Genomic DNA, 16,402 nt, shown 5'->3' on the forward strand with positions numbered 1-16,402 from the left:
GATGAGCCGCCGCGCCGGTATCCCCGGCGCGGCGGGAGAGAGGAGAGATGAGATGGAGCTGACAACGGCGGCACTGGCGGCGAAACTGTGCGGCGTGGAGGCAGATGACGAACTGCTGAGCGTTTTGTGCGCGGCGGCGGAGCAGGCGTGGAAAAACCGGCTGCAAAGCGGTGTGACCCCGGCGGACTGCGGCAGCGCCCTGCCCTGCGCGGCAGCGTTTACCGCAGCGGCGGACTACCTTGGCAAGCGGAGCCGCGTGGAGAGCATGACGGTGGGCGAAGTGACGGTGCGGGGGCTGTCCGCCGCCTCCGCAAAGGAGCTGGCGGAGGCGCTGGAGCAGTCCGCGGAGCGGCTTATGGAGCCCTACGCCGTATCCGGGCGGTTTTGCTTTCAGGGGGTGCGGGGATGAGCGGGCTTTCGGAGGTACTCAAGCAGCTTGGCGACAAGATGGTGCTGAAAAACCGGGAGGGCCAGCGGCCCATCCGGGCGTTCATCCAGCCGGTGCCGACCCGGGAGGAGGTTATTCCCGGGGAGAAAACGGCCATCGGTTGGGTGGACCACTGCCTGTGGAGCTACACCGGAATGGAGGAGGTCCAGCCGGGGGACATTCTGGTGTGGCTGAAAACGCCGTACCGGGTGCGGACCAGCCGGGCGTATTACGTGGGCGGTAAGCTGCACCATTGGTGGGCCTCTTTGGAGGAAGCGCGGGAGGCGGCGGAATGAACGAGCTGGGTCAGATTCGCACGGCAGTGCTGACAGCGCTGAAGGACGCGGGCATTGAGGCGCTGGAGCAGTTCCCAGAGGAAAAAATCAAGGCGTACACCGGCGCTGCGGCGACGGTAGGCGTAGGCGCGGCCAGTGGGAAGTCGGCGGGCTTTGGCGATTACCTGGGCGAGGTGACGGACGCGGAGACTCAGACGGTGCGGGAGCGCTACGGCAAGGAGCTGACGGGGCAGATCACCGTGGAGCTGCGGGCGGAGCGGGCCGCAGACTGCGAGGCGGGCTGTGAGCGGGCCACCGAGGTGCTTTTGAGCGGGCTGCCGGAGGGCATTCGCGCCGGGGAGCTGACTTGGGAGGCTATCTCATGGGAAAAGACCACGCGGATGTTTTTGCGGCGGGGTACGCTTGTGTGCCGGGCGCTGTTTTTGGCGGAGAGCGAGGCGGAGGCCGGGACCTTTCTGGATTTCCGGCTGAAAGGAGTTATGAAATGAGCGGGACAAGACACGAGCGGCCGGGGGTCTATTCGGTTTACGATGCCTCTGGCGTGACAACGGCGGGCCGTGCACCCAAGGTCATCGGCGTGGCGGCACTGGCGGTGAAGGGAACGGCGGGGACGGTTGTGACGCTGACGCGGTACAGCGCGGGGGTGGAGGCCTTTGGCGAGGACGCTGCCGCCGCGCCGGGGATGAGCACGCTTTTGAAGCTGCTGTTCCAAAACGGCGCGTCTACCGTGGAGGCGGTGCGTGTGGACGAGGCCGGCGACACGGCGGCGTATCAGGCGGCCTTTGCGGCGCTGGCGGACCGGGAGGTTCAGGTCATGGTCTGCGACAGCAGCGACCTTGCGGTGCAGAAGGCGCTGAAGGCAGCTGTGGAGGCGGCGTCCGGGGCGCGGAAAGAGCGCATCGGCGTCATCGGCGGCAGCGGCGACACGGCGGCGGAGCTGGTGACAAGGGCTGCGGCCATCAACAGCGAGCGCATGGTGCTGGTGGGACCGGACATGAAGGACGAAAACGGCACGGAGCTGCCCGGCGTTTTTGCGGCGGCCGCCGTGGCGGGAGCCATCGCCGCAGGGACGGACCCGGCGCTGCCGTTAAACGGCGCGGCGCTGTACGGTATCGGCGGTTTGCAGGCGGATTACGGCGATAACGACATCGACCTGATGGTGCGGGGCGGCGTAACGCCGCTGGAATGCGTGGGCGGCACGGTGTCCCCGGTGCGGGGTATTACCACCCGGACCAAGACCGGCAGCGCCGCAGACGCCACATGGCGGGAGCTGACCACAGTGCTGGTGGCGGACGATGTGATTCCGGCGGTGCGGGCGGCGCTGCGGAGCAAGTTTGCCCGGGCGAAGAATACGGCTCAGGGCCGGGGGGCTATCCGCGCCCAGACCATTGTGGAGCTGGAGAAGAAAAAAAGCGCGCAGATCATCGAGGATTACGGCGAGGTGACGGTGACAGCCTCGGCGGACGATCCCACGGTATGTCTGGTGGAATTCGGCTTTGCCGTGGCCCACGGACTCAACCAGATCTACCTGACGGTGCATCTGACGGTTTAAGGAGGGACGGACATGAAGGGATTTCCCACCAGTGCGGATATTTACTTGGAGCTGGACGGAAGAAAAATCGCCGTGGTGCAGAGCTACCGGGCCAAGGCGGCCAAGTCCAGCAAAAATGTGGAGGCCTTCGGCGAGAGCGAGCCGGTGGCCACCATTGAAGGACAGAAAAGTTACACCGTGGAGCTGACGCGGCTCTACGCCACGGACACCGCCATTTCCGACGGCATCGATTTCTATGGGCTGACGGATTTCTCCCTTGTCATCTGCAAGCCGGATCGAAAGGTCATCTACAGCGGCTGTGAGTGGAGCGGCATTCAGGAGGATGGAGAGCTGAACGCCACGGTGGCGGAGAAGGTAACACTGACCGCAGCCCGGAGAATTGAGACAACGGCATGAGGGCCATAGAGGAGCTGAGGCCGCTGACAGCGGGGGCGCTTCTTGGGCTGTGGCAGGCGCACCGGGAGGCGTATGACGATCCGCTGGAGCGGACGCTGCGGTGCAACGCCGCCATTTTGCAGGCAAGCTGCCATGCTGACGGAGAGGCGGTCTATCGGGATGAGGCCGAGGTTCTGGATGACCTGACGCCCCGGGAGATGGAGAGGATGCTCACCCTTCTCGCGGAGGGGCGGCAGCCGGAGCGGGAGAATCCGGCCTTTGACAGCGAGCGGTTTGAGGCGTTGAGAGGAGCGTGAAGCCATGGACTATCTGCGGGAGCTGCAGCGGCGGCAGAGCGCGCTTCTGGCGCGGCTGCTGACCATGGAGAGCAGCCGGGAAGATTCGGACGAGACGGACGCCACTTCTCAACGCCTTGCGGCGGAGCAGCCGCTCCGCCAAGGAAAGCGGAACGGGCGGGAAGCGTCCTCTATGGCTCCGGGTAAAAAGGAACGTGCCGCCGTGCGGCTGGAGGGGGAAGAGGCGGTGCAGGCGGCTCCCGAAATCGGAGAGCCGCTTCGGGCCGCAGGGAAGCGGTGGGAAGAAGAAACGGTCGGCGCGGCCGGTGTCTCTGCGGCGGCGGAAACGGAGCCACAGGCGATGGTATTTTATCGGAATCAACAGGCGAATCACTTTTGGCGAAGTCCGGTGACGCCTATGGGCGTTTTCTCGGAAGCAGCGGAGACCGGAGGGGGCGGGACGGACGCGGAGGCGCTGTCCCGGGCCGTTCAGCGGGACGCCCGGCGCTATGACGGGGGATTTACCATTTTTTAGGGAGGAGTGGAGAGATGAGACTGTCCTCCATGCGATATAAAAGCTATGTGTGGCCCCATAACCCGGAGACGTTCACCGTGGAATACCGGCGGCAGGTGGCGGCCCACAAGATTCCCATGGGCGGCTGCGTGCTGCAGGAGATGGGCGTGACGTACCGCGTTTTGCAGGGTGAGGGGGAATTTGCGGGGGCAGACGCCTACCGGGAGTTTGAGCGTTTGGCGGCGGTCTTTCAGGACGAGGGGCCGGGGCTGCTGGTGCACCCGGTCTGGCGGACGGAGCGGGCGTACTTCGTGTCGCTGTCCGTGACGGAGGAACCGAGGCCGGACTATGTGCGCTACCGCTTTGTGTTCTGGGAGGACATGGGCGGCTACGATGGTAGCCTGACGGAGCGCAGCGGCACCAGCGCGGTGCTGCTGCCGGTGGAGGAGACTGCGGGCGACGCCTCCGGAGGGACGTACACCGTGAAGCGGGGCGATACGCTGTGGGGCATTGCCAAGCGGTTCGGTGTGAACCTCACGGCGCTGATCGCCGCCAATCCGCAGATCAAAAATCCCAATCTCATTTATCCGGGAAATGAGGTGAGGCTGCCGTGAAGGGAATGCTTTATACGGCGGACCACCATGTCTATGAGCTGCCGCCGCTGCTGGAATGGAACGTGCGGCACACGGGGACGGTGCCATGCGATAGCTGGAGCGTTACGGCGGTGTACCGGCCGGAGATGGCGCCGGTTTTGAAAATGGCGGCGGGCTTTGCGGCGGTGGAAGACGGGCAGACGCAGCTGCGGGGCATTGTGGACGAATACAGCGTGGAGCTGGACCAGAACGGCCTGACGGTGACGCTGGCGGGGCGGGGCTATGCCGCGCGGCTGCTGGACAACGAATCCCGGCCGGTGACGTATGAGCGGGTGACGCTGCGGGAGCTGCTGCGGCGGCACGCGGAGCCTTACGGCATCACGGTAGGGGAGGCGGTGGAGCTTTCGTCCGCCGCGCCCTACACCGCCGGGGCAGGCAGCAGCCAATGGAAGGTCATTTCGGAGTTCTGCCGGGTTTACGGTGGCTTTCTACCCCGGTTTTCCAAAACGGGAGAGCTGTTGGCAGCACCGGAGCAGGCGGGGCGGCAGTTGGTGCTGGATGAAAGCAGCCCTATTCGGAGCTGCCGGCTGCGGGAGGACCACTACGGCGTCATCACGGAGGCGCTGGTCATTGACAAGCGGCAGAATATCAGCTACTCCGTGCGAAACCCGGAGATGATTCGAAAGGGCGGCCAGTGCCGCCGGGTGGTCTACACGCCGGGAAAGAGCACATGGGCCGCCATGCGCTACACCGGGGAGTATCAGATTCAGCAGTCCCGGCAGGATGAGAAAACGGTGACGGTATCGCTGCCGGGGAGCTTTGGGGCGTTCCCGGGGGATCGGGCAGAGCTGCGGCTGAGCAAGCTGGGCTTAGAGGGCTTTTTTCGCGTGGCGGAGGCGGAAAACCGTTTTTCCGCCCGGGAGGGGGCTGTGATGACATGGACGCTGAAGGAGTGTGAGTGAAACGATGTGGCTGGCTCAGAAAATGAAGCCCGCTGTTCCGGAGGCAGAGGCGGATCAGGGTGTTTCCACCATCGTAGGGGACGAAATGGGCGTTGTGACCCGGGGTGAGGTGCGGCGGCTGCCGGTCTACGGCCCCGGCGGGTATGTGTGGCTGCCGGAGAGCGGGGCAAGCGTGCTGGTCATCAAGGGCGGTCCCGGCGGAGAGGAGCAGTGCGTCTGCGGCGGACAGCAGGCGGCGGCACCCAAGGGGATGCAGCCGGGAGAGGTGTATCTCCACGCACCCGGCGGCGTCAGCGTCTATCTGAAGCGGGACGGTACGCTGGAACTGCGGGGCAGAGTGGACATCCGGGGCTCGCTGTCGGTAAACGGCGAGAGCTACAAGCCCTGCACCTGCGGCGAGGGGGAGGCGCTTTGATGCTGCGAATGAAAAATGGAGACTACGTGCCAAAGGGCAGCGGGCTGGAAACGGTATCCGGCAGCGAGGCGGTCTTGCAGCGGGTGCTGCTGCGGCTCACGGCGCGGCGGGGGGCATTCCCCTTTATGGAGAGCTTCGGCAGCCGCCTGTGGACGCTGGGGCAGTTAAAGGCGGCGGAGCGGCAGGCCGCGGCGGAGCAGTATGTGGCCGAGGCGCTGGCGGAGGAAACCGGACTCACGGTGGACAGCGTGACACTGACGCAGAGCGGGGGAGAATGCGCGGCGCTGACGGTGCAGCTCACTGCGGGGGATACGGCACTGACCGCAGAGGTGACGCTGCAGTAGGGAGGTGAAGCATGAGAGCGATTGAGACAATCTATCAGGAGATGCTGGCGGCCTATGCCGAACGGCGGGGCGGCCAGATTGAGGAGGACTGCGAGCTGGCGGTGCGGCTGTGGGCCGCGGCGGCACAGGTGCAGGCATTGGAGGCACAGGCGGACTGGGTGCTGGCCCAGAGCTTTCCACAAACGGCGGCGGGAGAATATCTGGACCGCCATGCCGCCGTGCGGGGTCTGAAGCGGCAGGCGGCGGCCAAAGCAGTGGGAACGCTGACATTTACGGCGGCTACCGCGCAGACGGGAGCGCTGACCGTACCGGAGGGGACGGTCTGCATGACAGAGGGTGCGGTGCGGTTCCGCACCACGGAGCTGGGGACGATTCCGGCGGGAGAGACCTCTGTGACCGTGGCGGCGGAAGCCGTGGAGACCGGCGCCGGCGGAAATGTGGGCGCGGGGGCTGTCCATGTGCTGACAGCGTGCCCGGTGGCGGTCACGGCAGTCACCAATGAGGCACTGTTTACCGGCGGGCTTGCGGAGGAGACGGATGAGGCACTGCGGGTACGAGTGCTGGATACGTTCCTGCGGCTGCCTAACGGCGCCAACGCGGCGTGGTATGAGCTGACCGCCTGCCGCCACGCTGGCGTGACCTCCGCGAAGGCCGTGGGCCGGGCAAGAGGCATCGGCACGGTGGATGTGTATGTTTCCACGCCGGAGGGCGTGCCGGGACAGGCATTGCTGACGGAATTGCAGACGGTGTTTCAAAAGAGCCGGGAGATCGCGGTGGATGTGAAGGTAAAGGCGCCGGAGGCTGTGGAGGTCAATATGACGCTGACAGTCAAGCCGGCGGAGGGAACGGCATTTGAAGCGGCCAAGGCGGCGGTAGAGAGTGAGCTGGCGGGCTTTTTCGGCGGGAGACTGCTGGGGCAGAGCGTGAAGCTGGCGGAGCTGTACAGCCGAATCTATGCGCTGGACGCGGTGGAGAACTGCCGCATTACGCTTCCGGCGGCGGACACGGAGATCAGCGCCACAGAACTGCCAGTGCTGGGAACAGTGAGTATCACGGAGGAAGCATGAGCGGAAAATACGAGGGGTATTTACAAGCGCTGCTGGCACCTCTGGGGCTTTATGACCTGACCGGCGGCCGGCAGCAGGGCGGCGAGCTGGCCGCGCTGGGGGCGGCGCTGGACGGCGTGGATGACCGCTTGGCGCTGGCGGAGCGGGAGGGCCTTTTAGCCACGGCGGAGGGAACGGGACTGGAGCGCCGGGAGGCACTGTTCCAGCGAAAGCCCGCCGCTGTGACACCGGAGGAACGGCGGGAGGCCATTGCGGCGCTGCTGCGAATCAGCGAGGACAGTCTGACGCCGGAGGCCATCAACGATACGCTCATCGGCTGCGGCATCCGGGCCAAAGCCGAGGAAACGGCGGAGGGGCTGCGGGTGATCTTTCCCAAAACGGCGGGAATCCCGGCGGACTTTGAACAGATTCAAAGCATCATTCTGGATATTCTGCCGTGCCATTTGGCGGTGGAGTTCTACTTCCGCTACCTGACATGGGCTGAATGCGAGGCGGCGGAATATACATGGAGCAGTGTGGAAGCGGCGGGACACACATGGGAGAGCTTTCAACTGGCGGTGCCGCCGGAGGAGTGAGAGATGGGTGAAATCATAACGGCGGTCATGACCGGCTGTATTACGCTGTTGGGTGTGCTGCTGAGCAATCGGGCGGCGCAGGCGGTAACGGATGAGAAGCTGGCGGAGCTGACCCGGGAGGTCCGGGAGCTGAATGACTTCGCGCGGCGGACGCCGGTGCTGGAGGAGCATCTGCGGGGCGTGGACCGCAGGCTTGAAAAGCTGGAGAGGAGCAGTCTTTCGGAGCATAGGGTCCCTTCTTAGGGAGAGAGGAGCATTGCGTTGGATATTTCGATTTTCGGTATTGCCGGGGTAGCGGCCATTACGGTGATCTGCTACCTCATCGGTCAGGGCGTGAAGGCGTCCGGGCTGGACAATAAATGGATTCCCGTGATCGTGGGCGCCTGCGGCGGCGTGCTGGGCGTGGCGGGGATGTTTCTCATGGCGGATTTCCCTGCCGGGGATGTGCTGACCGCGGCGGCAGTGGGTATTGTCAGCGGCCTTGCGGCCACCGGCGTGGATCAGGCAGGCAAGCAGCTTTTTTGCAAATGAGGGAGGAGCAATTTTATGAAAAGGACAGTTTTGGCATCTGACGGAAGACCCATCACCGTGACGGACATCCCCTACGGTCTTGACGAGCGGCAGCCGTTGCGCTATGGTGTTCCGATGCCGGTCATGGACCGGGACGAGGCAAGGGCCGGCACCACCATCACCGCTTATGGCTATGCTTTGAGCTATGACAGCCTCGGCTACTGCTATAAGCGTATCCGGCTGTAAATGGTAGAGATTTTTCGCTGCGCCCGGGCAGAGGTCTATCACAACAGCGGAAAAAAGACGCTGACACAGGTCAAAAAAGAGACCGGCTGTACCCATATCATCAATGGCTACCTGTTCAACAGCAGTTTCCGCCCGCTGGGCTGGACGGTCATTGACGGAAAAATCATCAGCCGGGACGCCTACCGGGATTGGGGCGTCAGCATCGGCGCGGACAGAAGACCCGTGATGGACACGGACCGGGGCGGCAGCTTTCTTTCGGGTGTTCCGCTGCTGAAAAACGGGCAGAAGCTCAAGCGGGAGTTGACGGCAGATGTGGCCCGCAGTGCCGCCCGGACAGCGGTGGGCTGGATGCCGGACGGGCGGGTGGTCCTCTGGTGTGACAAGACCAGCCTGACCCGGGACCAGCTTCAAAACAAGCTGCTGGGCCTTGGTATCTCCGATGCGCTGATGCTGGACGGAGGCGGCTCCACACAGGGACGCTTCCCGGACGGAGCTGTAACGTCCAGCCGTAAGGTGGCCACGCTGCTGCTGTTCTGGCAGGAAGCGGAGGCTGCCGCACCGGAGAATCCGGTCATGAAATGGGCGGCGGAAAAGGAAATTTTGACGGAAGCACAACTAACGGATCCAGGAAAAACCGTGACAAGACAGGAACTGCTTCAAAGTCTGTACCGGCTCTGGCAGCATATATGAAAATGAAAAGCAGGCAGTCCCTTACGGGACTGCCTGCCTTCTGTTTAGAATTTATAAATCGTGAACGAAAAGCGGCGGAGACATAACAGCACTTAACGGCAAAATGGGAAAACTTTCCAGCGGCTAAACGGCGGTGTGGCATATAATGATATCAGAGAGCGGACCGTGTAAGTCCGGAGAAATGAGGAGGAACATACTATGAGCGAGGTACAGAGAGGGAACACTGTCATTGAGGCAAAAGACCTGCGGCCGGGTGAGGAGATTCTCTGGCAGAGCGCCACGGAGCCCATCGGGCTGCTGGAGGGGAGCTGCGGCAAGCAGATCATCAAAAGCTGGATCATTATAACGGTGATCACGCTGGCGCTGGTCATTGCCTGCACGGCGGTGATCGGCAGCATCCAGTTCAAGCTGCTGGCTGTGGTGGCTGTGGTGTGGCTGTGCATCATGATGGCGCCGGTGCAGGATTGGCGGACCGCAAAGGCGCAGCAGTATGCTGTGACCAATCAGCGGGCCATCGTTGTCCAGAAGGACAAGACCATGTACACCATGGAGCTTGGCAAGGTGGATGACGTTCAGATCTACCGCCCCTCCGACAAGGAGAACTGTCTGCTGCTGGGCAGCAAGACGGAGGCGGAGGCTAAAAACAAGCTGCGCTGGCTGGCGGGACACCCTCTCGGTACCACGTTCAGCGAAAAGGACAACGCTGCCGGCATGGTGTTCTACTGCGTGAAGAACGTGGAACGGGCGCTGAGCATCGTTTCCAAGGGCTGTTAAAATAAACAGAGCAAAAGGAGAGCCGACGGCTCTCCTTTTGTGTTATGTGTTTTAAATTTTCACCAGTTCATATTCCCGGCTGCCAAGGCCGATCTTTTCGCCGTGGGACAGGCAGGCCTCCCAATCCACATCGGGGTGCGCGGCCTTGAAATGGTCGGCACAGTCGCAGTCTGCGCCGCCGATGACGGAGTTCGGCATTTTCGGCTGCGCCAGCACGGCGTCAATGCACGCCTGATCCAAGGCCACGGGGTCGAAGGAGGCGAACATACCCACGTTGGGGACGATGGGAACGTCATTCTCGCTGTGGCAGTCGCAGTTGGGGGATACGTCCATGACGAGGGACACATGGAAGCAGGGGCGGCCCTGCACCACGGCCTTTGTATACTCGGCAATTTTCTTGTTGAGAATGGAGGGCGCCTCGTCATACATACACTGGATGGCGTCCGTGGGGCAGATGGCAAGGCAACGGGCGCAGCCTACGCACTTGTCCGTGTCAATAGTGGCCTTCTTATCGGGGCCGAAGGTCGGCGCGCCGTGGGCGCAGATCTTGGCGCAGGAATGGCAGCCCACGCACTTTTTCTGTTTGACAAAGGGCTTGCCGGAGTTGTGCTGCTCCATCTTGCCGGCCCGGGAGCCGCAGCCCATGCCGATGTTCTTCATACAGCCGCCGAAGCCGGCCTGCTCATGGCCCTTGAAGTGGGTGAGGGAAATGAAGACGTCGGCGTCCATCACGGCCCGGCCGATCTTGGCCTCCTTCACATACTCGCCGCCCTCCACGGGGACCGATACCTCGTCATTGCCCTTGAGACCGTCGGCAATGATGATGTGGCAGCCGGTGGAGTAGGGGGTGAAGCCGTTGACATACGCAGACTCGATGTGGTCCAGCGCGTTTTTCCGCCCGCCGATATATAGCGTGTTGCAGTCCGTCAGAAACGGCTTGCCGCCCTTGCTTTTCACCAGATCGGCAACGGCCTTGGCCCAGTTGGGACGCAGATAGGCCATGTTGCCCGGCTCGCCGAAGTGCAGTTTGATGGCAACGTACTTGCCCTCCATGTCAATGTCGCCGAAGCCGGCGCTCATCATGAGACGGGCCAGCTTCTGCTGAAGATTCTCCCGCCAACTGGGGCAGCGGAAGTCCGCGAAATAAACCTTGGATGCCATGTGCTTTCCTCTCCTTATGCAGTGATTGTTCCTATTTTCCTAAAGCACCGTTATTATAAAACTTAAAGTACACTTCATGTCAAGAGAAAATGCAGATTTTCATATAAAAGTCCGAAAGGAGAGGAATTTTCCCTCCCCTTTCGGACTCTTGGTAAAGCTTTTGCGGTTTTTATTGCCCCTCGTCCAGATCAACGGAAACGTGCTCCGTGCCGTTTTCGTCAAATTCGGAGAGATAGGCGTCGATTCGCTCCATGAGAGCGGCGTAATTTTCGCGGGTCAGCGGCTGGCCGTTCAGGTCCTTCAGCGCCAGCTCCTCGGCCAGTATTTCGTAAAAGACCGTGTCCTCATACTGCTCGATGGCCTCATGGATGCCGCCGTCGGCAAAGGCGCGGGAGGGAATCAGGCTGCCCTGATAGTGCTCCACCAGCTTTCCCATGCTCTGCGTAAGACAGTGGGAAAACACGGCGCTCTCCACCTGATCGTATTCCTCAATGCGGTCATCGCCCCGGGTGGCGTTGAGTACCCAGTTTCCTATGTATACAAGGTCCAGCAGATAACGGAACTGCCGGTCCGTCAATTCCAGCTTCATCAGGAGACACCTCCTCCGGCATGGCTCCGGCAGATCGGCGACCTGCGCGCCGCGTTCCGAAGCCTGCGCTTGATTTTGCATTATTATAACAGAAGAAACCGGGAAATGCTATATAAAAAAGAGGGTAAAAAGCCTAAAATCTGTCTTGCGATACGGGGCGTGATATTATATAATATATGTTCTATGTAAGCTATGTAAGATAAAAGGAGTGAGTATATGGACGCCCGTCCCATCGGTGTATTCGATTCCGGCCTCGGCGGACTGACTGCGGTGAAGGCTCTCCGGCAGATTCTGCCGGAGGAAAAGTTGATTTACTTCGGCGATACGGCCCGGGTGCCCTATGGCGGCCGGTCCAAGGAGACGCTGCTGAAATACGCCCGGCAGGATGTCCGGTTTCTCCGCTCCTTTGATTTGAAGGCCATTGTCATCGCCTGCGGCACTGTGTCCACCACCTCGCTGGACACCTTGCAGGCGGAAAACGATTTGCCCATCGTAGGCGTGGTGGAGCCCACCTGCCGGCGGGCTTTGCTGATGACAAAAAACAAGAAAGTGGGCATTATCGCCACACTGGCTTCCATCCGCTCCGGCGCTTATGAGGCGGCGCTGCGGCGGCTGGACCCGGCGGTGGAGATCGTCGGAAAGCCCTGCCCCCTGTTTGTCCCGTTGGTGGAAAACGGCCGAATCAGCCGGGGCGACGTGGTGATCGAAACGGTGGCCCGGGAATATCTGGAGCCGGTGAAGGCCGCCGGGGTGGACACCCTGATTTTAGGTTGCACCCACTACCCGCTGCTGACAGACATCATCCGGGACATTATGGGGCCGGAGGTGGCGCTGGTCTCCGCCGGTGAGGAGTCCGCCTTTGAACTGAAGCGGCTGCTGAAGGCGGGAAGCCTGCGGGCGGATGGGACCCGGGAGGGCGGCGCGGATTTCTATGTCAGCGACCGGCCGGAGGATTTTGAAAAAATCGCGTCCGTGTTTCTTGGCGAGGAGCTGAGCCACGGTGCGGAGAGGATCAACATTGAACAGTATTGAAAAAAATGAGATTCCCGTGATGATCTCCGTCCGGGGCGAGCAGTATTTTGACGGGGTGGACCCGGATGCCACGGAGCTGATGACAGAGGGGACGCTGGAGACCACGGACACCGGCCTGCTTTTACGCTACAGGGAATCGGAGCTCACCGGCATGGAGGGGACGGAGACCACATTTGAGATCGGCCCCCGGCGGGTGATTCTGCGCCGCAGCGGCAGCGTCAGCTCCCAGATGGTGTTTGAGGAGGGGCAGCAGCACACCTCCCTTTATGAGACCCCTTACGGCGAGCTGACGGTGGATATCCAGACCAGCCGCCTGCTCCATAACCTGACGGAGCGGGGCGGCCTTATGGAGATCAAGTATTCCATCGCGGTGGAGCACGTGGTCACCGGCCGAAATTGCTTCAAAATTCGAGTACGGGCAAAATAAAGCAGATTATTTTAACCAAAGAAAGGGTTTAACGATATGACGAACATGATCCAAAATGCAAAGGAACAGGCGGCGGCGCTGGCTATGGCGGCCTACCGGGCCGCGGCGGCGGACGGAACACTGCCGGAAGCGGAGGTCAAAACGGCTCCGGTGGAGATTCCCAAGGACACGGCCAACGGCGATTATACTACCACGTTCGCGTTGGCGGCGGCCAAGGCGCTGGGAAAGCCCCCCCGTGTCATCGCACAGGCGCTTCTGGACCACATGGACCTCACCGGCACCTATTTCACCTCCGCGGAGATCGCCGGCCCCGGCTTTTTGAACTTCCGGCTGGGGAATGAGTGGTACGCCGGGGTCATGAACGCCGTGGAAACGGAGGGGGACGCCTACGGCACCAACGAAAGCCTCAAGGGGCAGAAGATCATGGTGGAGTTCGTCTCCGCCAACCCCACCGGCCCCATGCACATGGGCAACGCCCGGGGCGGCGTGCTGGGCGATACGCTGGCCTCCGTTCTCACCGCCTGCGGCGCGGACGTGACCCGGGAGTTTTATGTCAATGACGCCGGACACCAGATCGACAAGTTTGCCCGCTCTATTGAGGTCCGCTACCTCCAGCTTATCAACGGTGAGGACTCCATCGCTTTCCCGGAGGACGGCTATCAGGGCGAGGACATCAAGGAACTGGCCAAGGCGTATTACGATGAAAACGGCGACAAGCTGCTGAATGTATCCGAGCAGGAGCGGCAGACGGTGCTGGCACAGTACGGCCTTTCCGTGAACCTGCCCCGGATGAAGGCGGACCTTGAGCGCTATAAGATTCACTATGACAACTGGTTCTATGAGTCCTCCCTCCATGAAAGCGGCTATGTGGCCGAGACCGTGGCGCTGCTGACGGAGCGCGGCTGGACGTATGAAAAGGATGGCGCTCTCTGGCTGAAGACCGCCGACATTCTGCGGGAGCATTTCCGTAAGGCCGGTAAAAAAGAGGCCGACATCGAAAAGCTGGATCTGAAGGACGATGTGCTCCGCCGGGCCAACGGCTTTTATACCTACTTTGCCGCCGACATCGCCTATCACCGCAATAAGTTTGCCGTTCGCGGCTTCGATAAGGTCATCAATATCTGGGGCGCGGATCACCACGGCCATGTGGCCCGCTTGAAGGGCGCGCTGGACGCCCTGGGTCTCAACGGCTCTGAGCGGCTGGACATCGTGCTGATGCAGCTTGTCAAGCTCCTGCGGGACGGTGAGGTGGTCCGGATGAGCAAGCGTACCGGCAAGGCTATCTCTCTCCACGATTTGCTGGACGAGGTCAGTGTGGACGCCGCCCGCTGGTACTTTAACTCCAAGCCCGATACCCAGATGGAGTTCGATTTGGGTCTGGCTGTCCGGGAGGACTCCGAAAATCCCATTTACTACGTGGAATACGCCCATGCCCGCATCTGCTCCCTTGTGCGGGCGCTGGCGGCGGACGGTATCACCGTACCGGAGACTGCTGATTTGAGCCTGCTCTCCGGCGAGGCGGAAAAGGCCCTCATCAAGCAGATGGCCCAGTTCTGCGAGGAGATCAAGCTGGCTGCCCGGGACTATGACCCCAGCCACATCAACCGCTGCCTGCAGGAGCTTGCCGGCTGCTTCCACCGCTTCTATACCGCCTGCCGCATCCGGGGTGAGGAGCCGCAGGTGGCTGCCGCGCGGCTGAAGCTGGCGGACGATGCCCGGGCTGTGCTGAAAAACGGTCTGAAGCTCATCGGCGTGGACGCGCCGGAGAAGATGTAAGCACGGTTGTCGAAGCGATACAAAGGGGAGGCCGCAAGGCCTCCCCTTTTATGGCTTTCGGCGACTTGACGCGGCACTTTGCATCGCGTAAAATCTCAGTAAAAACAAAACAGGACGGAACAAAATGGAAGTTGAAGTGAAGCCTATCAAGCAGCCGCACCATGCCGCGGCGCTGCGGGCGGCGTTTCCCGCCACGATCCCGGTGCTCACCGGATATCTCTGCATCGGCATGGCCTACGGACTGCTGATGGCCAACGCGGGCTACGGCGTTTTCTGGGCGCTGCTGCTGAGTCTGCTGTGCTACGCCGGGAGCATGGAATTTGTCGCGGTCTCATTGCTGACCGCGGGCTTTGACCCGGTGCAGGCGCTGCTGATGGCGCTGATGATCAACGCCCGCCACGCTTTTTATGGCCTTTCCATGCTGGAAAAGTACCGGGGCACCGGCTGGGCGCGGCCATTTTTGATTTTTTCCCTGACGGACGAGACGTTTTCCCTTGTATCCACGCTGGAGCCGCCTGACGGTGTGACCCGCCGGGATTTCTATTTCTGGATATCCCTGCTGGATTACCTTTATTGGCAGGTGGGCTCCGTTTTGGGAGCATTGATCGGCGGTCTGCTGCCCTTTGACACCACTGGGTTGGACTTTGCCCTGACCGCACTGTTTATCGTGCTGTTTTTGGAGCAATGGCGGAAAAGGGAAAACCGTCCGGCGGCGCTCATCGGCCTTGGCTGCACGGCAGTGAGCCTTGCCGCGGTAGGGGCGGACCGGCTGGTCATTCCCGCTATGGTGCTGATTTTGGCTGTTTTGCTGGGAGGGAGGAACAAGCTGTGCGATTGACAAATGTACAGGCGCTCATCATCATTCTGGTGGTTTCTCTTGGGACGCAGGTGACCCGCTGGCTGCCCTTTGTGCTGTTCCCGGAGCAAAAGGAGCCGCCCGCCGTGGTGGCGTATCTTGGAAAGGTGCTGCCGCCCGCCATGATGGGCCTGCTGGTGGTCTACTGCTTTAAGGGCGTTCACTGGCTTTCCGGCACCCACGGTCTCCCGGAACTCATCGCCGCGGCAGTGGTGGTGCTGCTCCATAGCTGGAAACGGAACGTGCTGGCGTCCATTGCCGGCGGCACGGCGGTCTATATGCTGCTGGTGCAGCTTGTTTTCGCATAAGGCGGACAAAGCCGCATAGAATAGAAGCGCAGGCCCGGCCTGCGCTTCTATTTTTCTTCCGGGAGGCGGCTATGCGGAAACGGTTTGACATCTGGACATGGGCGGGCTTTTTCACGGCGGCGGTGTTGGGAACACTGGGCCATTTTGCCTACGATTGGAGCGGGAAAAGCCTGCTGGTGGGGGCCTTCTGCGCGGTGAACGAATCCACATGGGAGCACATGAAGCTGCTGTTCTTCCCGGTGCTGCTGTTCACGGCCGTTCAGCTTTGTCTGCGGTGGGAGAGCGGCTTGCTGGCCGCCCGGGCAGTGAGCACCACGGCGGGCCTTGTGGCGATTCCGGCGCTGTTCTATACGTATTCCGGCATGCTGGGGCGAACCGTGGACTGGGTGAATATCCTCATTTTCTATGTGGCGGACGCCGCGCTCTTTGGGCTGGACAGCCGCCTGCGCCGCAGCGGGCATTTCCGGGCGCCGTGGCTCCAGACAGCGGGGGCGCTGTGGCTGTGGCTGCTGGCGTTTTTATTCGTGTGGTGGACGTTCCGCCCGCCGCATATCGGCTTGTTCCTCGACCCGGTGACGGGCCAGTACGGCATCGCATAAACGTGGAAAGCACCGCCC

26 protein-coding genes are annotated in these 16,402 nt (G+C 61.8%); 24 read left to right on the forward strand and 2 right to left on the reverse strand.

Going from position 1 to position 16,402, the window contains the following annotated elements; translation table 11 throughout:
- The first annotated feature begins 1 nt into the window (after position 1).
- From PY311_RS03405 to PY311_RS03490, 18 genes are all read left to right on the forward strand, one after another.
- Entirely contained in the window at positions 2–409 is a 408-nt protein-coding gene (locus PY311_RS03405) for a hypothetical protein (protein ID WP_286147275.1), read from the forward strand.
- On the forward strand, positions 406–723 hold the full coding sequence (locus PY311_RS03410; protein WP_286147276.1) for a hypothetical protein: 318 nt from the start codon (positions 406–408) through the stop codon (positions 721–723). Before PY311_RS03405 ends, PY311_RS03410 begins: the two co-directional genes overlap by 4 nt.
- Positions 720–1,211: a hypothetical protein gene (locus PY311_RS03415; protein WP_286147277.1), complete on the forward strand. Its 492-nt coding sequence runs from the start codon at positions 720–722 to the stop codon at positions 1,209–1,211. The genes PY311_RS03410 and PY311_RS03415 overlap by 4 nt, the downstream gene beginning before the upstream one ends.
- Complete coding sequence (locus tag PY311_RS03420) at positions 1,208–2,275, forward strand: phage tail sheath C-terminal domain-containing protein (protein ID WP_286147278.1); 1,068 nt, start codon at positions 1,208–1,210, stop codon at positions 2,273–2,275. The genes PY311_RS03415 and PY311_RS03420 overlap by 4 nt, the downstream gene beginning before the upstream one ends.
- Positions 2,276–2,287: 12 nt before the next feature.
- Positions 2,288–2,671 carry a hypothetical protein gene (locus PY311_RS03425; RefSeq protein WP_286147279.1) on the forward strand — a complete coding sequence of 128 codons (384 nt, stop codon included), beginning with the start codon at positions 2,288–2,290 and terminating at the stop codon, positions 2,669–2,671.
- Positions 2,668–2,967: a hypothetical protein gene (locus PY311_RS03430; RefSeq protein ID WP_286147280.1), complete on the forward strand. Its 300-nt coding sequence runs from the start codon at positions 2,668–2,670 to the stop codon at positions 2,965–2,967. The genes PY311_RS03425 and PY311_RS03430 overlap by 4 nt, the downstream gene beginning before the upstream one ends.
- A 4-nt stretch (positions 2,968–2,971) precedes the next feature.
- Positions 2,972–3,481 carry a hypothetical protein gene (locus PY311_RS03435; RefSeq protein WP_286147281.1) on the forward strand — a complete coding sequence of 170 codons (510 nt, stop codon included), beginning with the start codon at positions 2,972–2,974 and terminating at the stop codon, positions 3,479–3,481.
- A gap of 14 nt (positions 3,482–3,495) precedes the next feature.
- The gene (locus PY311_RS03440) at positions 3,496–4,074 is read left to right on the forward strand and encodes a LysM peptidoglycan-binding domain-containing protein (protein WP_286147282.1); all 579 of its coding nucleotides are present in this window, start codon (positions 3,496–3,498) and stop codon (positions 4,072–4,074) included.
- Between the two features lie 5 nt (positions 4,075–4,079).
- Positions 4,080–5,015 carry a hypothetical protein gene (locus PY311_RS03445; RefSeq protein ID WP_286147427.1) on the forward strand — a complete coding sequence of 312 codons (936 nt, stop codon included), beginning with the start codon at positions 4,080–4,082 and terminating at the stop codon, positions 5,013–5,015.
- A complete protein-coding gene (locus PY311_RS03450) occupies positions 5,008–5,430 on the forward strand; it encodes a hypothetical protein (protein WP_286147283.1) in 423 nt (140 codons plus the stop codon). The genes PY311_RS03445 and PY311_RS03450 overlap by 8 nt, the downstream gene beginning before the upstream one ends.
- Positions 5,430–5,774, forward strand: coding sequence for a hypothetical protein (locus tag PY311_RS03455; protein ID WP_286147284.1), 345 nt, complete (start codon positions 5,430–5,432; stop codon positions 5,772–5,774). Before PY311_RS03450 ends, PY311_RS03455 begins: the two co-directional genes overlap by 1 nt.
- 11 nt (positions 5,775–5,785) lie before the next feature.
- Complete coding sequence (locus PY311_RS03460) at positions 5,786–6,841, forward strand: baseplate J/gp47 family protein (RefSeq protein ID WP_286147285.1); 1,056 nt, start codon at positions 5,786–5,788, stop codon at positions 6,839–6,841.
- Entirely contained in the window at positions 6,838–7,416 is a 579-nt protein-coding gene (locus tag PY311_RS03465) for a hypothetical protein (RefSeq protein WP_286147286.1), read from the forward strand. The genes PY311_RS03460 and PY311_RS03465 overlap by 4 nt, the downstream gene beginning before the upstream one ends.
- 3 nt (positions 7,417–7,419) lie before the next feature.
- Positions 7,420–7,659, forward strand: coding sequence for a hypothetical protein (locus tag PY311_RS03470; RefSeq protein WP_286147287.1), 240 nt, complete (start codon positions 7,420–7,422; stop codon positions 7,657–7,659).
- Positions 7,660–7,677: 18 nt separating this feature from the next.
- Positions 7,678–7,947, forward strand: coding sequence for a phage holin family protein (locus PY311_RS03475; protein WP_286147288.1), 270 nt, complete (start codon positions 7,678–7,680; stop codon positions 7,945–7,947).
- A gap of 15 nt (positions 7,948–7,962) precedes the next feature.
- Positions 7,963–8,172, forward strand: a complete 210-nt coding sequence (locus tag PY311_RS03480) for a hypothetical protein (protein WP_286147289.1) — start codon at positions 7,963–7,965, stop codon at positions 8,170–8,172.
- Complete coding sequence (locus PY311_RS03485; RefSeq protein WP_286147290.1) at positions 8,173–8,862, forward strand: phosphodiester glycosidase family protein; 690 nt, start codon at positions 8,173–8,175, stop codon at positions 8,860–8,862.
- Positions 8,863–9,060: 198 nt separating this feature from the next.
- Positions 9,061–9,636, forward strand: coding sequence for a hypothetical protein (locus tag PY311_RS03490; RefSeq protein WP_286147291.1), 576 nt, complete (start codon positions 9,061–9,063; stop codon positions 9,634–9,636).
- A gap of 51 nt (positions 9,637–9,687) precedes the next feature.
- Here the strand turns inward: PY311_RS03490 and PY311_RS03495 are convergent, their stop codons facing one another.
- Together PY311_RS03495 and PY311_RS03500 are read right to left on the reverse strand one after the other, a co-directional pair.
- Positions 9,688–10,797: a DUF362 domain-containing protein gene (locus PY311_RS03495; protein WP_286147292.1), complete on the reverse strand. Its 1,110-nt coding sequence runs from the start codon at positions 10,795–10,797 to the stop codon at positions 9,688–9,690.
- Between the two features lie 169 nt (positions 10,798–10,966).
- Positions 10,967–11,386, reverse strand: coding sequence for a hypothetical protein (locus PY311_RS03500; RefSeq protein WP_286147293.1), 420 nt, complete (start codon positions 11,384–11,386; stop codon positions 10,967–10,969).
- A 216-nt stretch (positions 11,387–11,602) separates the two neighbouring features.
- Between PY311_RS03500 and murI the strand changes: the two genes are divergently transcribed.
- The 6 genes from murI (at position 11,603) to PY311_RS03530 (ending at position 16,384) form a co-directional block, all read left to right on the forward strand.
- Positions 11,603–12,418, forward strand: coding sequence for a glutamate racemase (gene murI, locus PY311_RS03505; protein WP_286147294.1), 816 nt, complete (start codon positions 11,603–11,605; stop codon positions 12,416–12,418).
- Positions 12,405–12,845, forward strand: a complete 441-nt coding sequence (locus tag PY311_RS03510; protein WP_286147295.1) for a YwiB family protein — start codon at positions 12,405–12,407, stop codon at positions 12,843–12,845. Before murI ends, PY311_RS03510 begins: the two co-directional genes overlap by 14 nt.
- 36 nt (positions 12,846–12,881) lie before the next feature.
- Positions 12,882–14,621 (forward strand): arginine--tRNA ligase, encoded by a 1,740-nt coding sequence (argS, locus tag PY311_RS03515; RefSeq protein ID WP_286147296.1) that lies wholly within the window; start codon positions 12,882–12,884, stop codon positions 14,619–14,621.
- A gap of 124 nt (positions 14,622–14,745) precedes the next feature.
- Positions 14,746–15,459, forward strand: coding sequence for an AzlC family ABC transporter permease (locus PY311_RS03520; RefSeq protein WP_286147297.1), 714 nt, complete (start codon positions 14,746–14,748; stop codon positions 15,457–15,459).
- Positions 15,450–15,785 (forward strand): branched-chain amino acid transporter permease, encoded by a 336-nt coding sequence (locus tag PY311_RS03525; RefSeq protein WP_286147298.1) that lies wholly within the window; start codon positions 15,450–15,452, stop codon positions 15,783–15,785. Before PY311_RS03520 ends, PY311_RS03525 begins: the two co-directional genes overlap by 10 nt.
- Before the next feature lie 71 nt (positions 15,786–15,856).
- Entirely contained in the window at positions 15,857–16,384 is a 528-nt protein-coding gene (locus PY311_RS03530; protein ID WP_286147299.1) for a DUF6512 family protein, read from the forward strand.
- Positions 16,385–16,402: the final 18 nt, after the last annotated feature.

This window comes from Neopoerus faecalis, assembly GCF_029218125.1.
In the GTDB taxonomy this organism is placed as follows: Bacteria; Bacillota; Clostridia; order Oscillospirales; family Oscillospiraceae; genus Oscillibacter; species Oscillibacter faecalis_A.